The sequence below is a fragment of the Arthrobacter sp. 9V genome, from assembly GCF_902506065.1.
Taxonomy (GTDB): Bacteria; Actinomycetota; Actinomycetes; order Actinomycetales; family Micrococcaceae; genus Arthrobacter.
The window spans coordinates 1-1,154 of the sequence record NZ_LR733040.1 but is presented as its reverse complement, the minus strand read 5'-3'; the positions used below and the strand labels follow the sequence as shown (position 1 = coordinate 1,154).

The window sequence follows — 1,154 nt, the reverse complement described above, 5'->3', positions numbered from 1 at the left end:
GCTCCTCATCGCATTCCTCATCCCCGCCGGACAGGTGTGGTGGAGCATCCGGTACGCATCCCCGAAGAGCACCGATCTCGCCACCGCCGCACGGGAGCTCACCGAGGCACGCCAGGACGAGCGGGGCCCAGCCGGACTCATCCTCGGGAAGATGCACCGGCCAGCCGACCAACTGACCATCGCTTACCCGTCATCCGTCGAGGGGTTGAAGGACCTCTGGACGAAGACGAGCGCGGCGGACATGAACTACTTCTTCGCGCGCATGCACGGCGCCGTCAACGCAGCGAACGACACCAAGGGTCTCCGCACTGTCTGGTACATCGGCGACAACCCAGCCGAACTCGACCAGGTCGCGGCGGCCCTCCGCAATGCGGGGTTCAAGGAGCAGAAGAAGCTCAACTACGGCGGGGCCGGCGAACGCAACTTCATTACTGAGTTCACCCGCTGAGTACTCGAGCGAAGACGCCTTCATTCATGCAGCATCCCGTCGAGTCTGACGAGCGGAAGGGCTGCGGCACTCAGCAGTCACGCATTCGCGATGCTCCTCAGCCGGCTCGGCTTCGCTCAAAGTGAGGCAACCGTAGGGATTTAGACTCCCAGACCGCCGCAGGTCGCCCTCCTGTGCTTCCTCGCACCCCGCCTATCTGAGCGTCCATTAAGCCCACAGCGGTACTAACCCCTCTGATCGGGTCTTTCTCTCAGCGCCCCCAAACGGGTGCCACCCTGTCGTACTCAGCTTCCTCCTAAGCTTCGGGGGTTGACAGCAGCTCGTGCTGTCTGATCGATCTAGGGGGTTCCGTGCGCTCGATGCTGCACGCTCCGCGTATGGGAAAGCGCAGCATCGCTGCCGCAATCCTCGGCGCGATTGCACTGGTTGGTTCGTTACTGGTCGCCACGCCGGCTCAGGCGTTGAATGATTCCGGAACTGGTGGAGTATTTGTTCCCGCGAGCGGCCGGATTCTCGACACGGCGAAGGGTACTGGCGGTTTCAGTACGCCGATGGAAGCGGGCAAGTACCGCACGATCAAGGTCGCTGGTCTCGCTGGTTTGCCGGAGGACGGCTCCGTTGGCGCCGTTTCCCTCAACGCAACCGTAGGCACCACCCCAGACAACGGCACGCTGTTCGGTCGCCCCAACGCTGACACGTCACGCAC

Annotated in this window: 2 protein-coding genes; both read left to right on the top strand. The window is 63.1% G+C overall.

The window, feature by feature from the left end; translation table 11 throughout:
* Nucleotides 1-448 (top strand): hypothetical protein (locus BACI9J_RS23615; RefSeq protein WP_159736742.1); only part of this gene is annotated, 448 nt, incomplete at its 5' end.
* A 350-nt stretch (nt 449-798) separates the two neighbouring features.
* A partial coding sequence (locus BACI9J_RS23610) for a hypothetical protein (RefSeq protein WP_236558903.1) occupies nt 799-1,154 on the top strand: 356 nt, incomplete at its 3' end.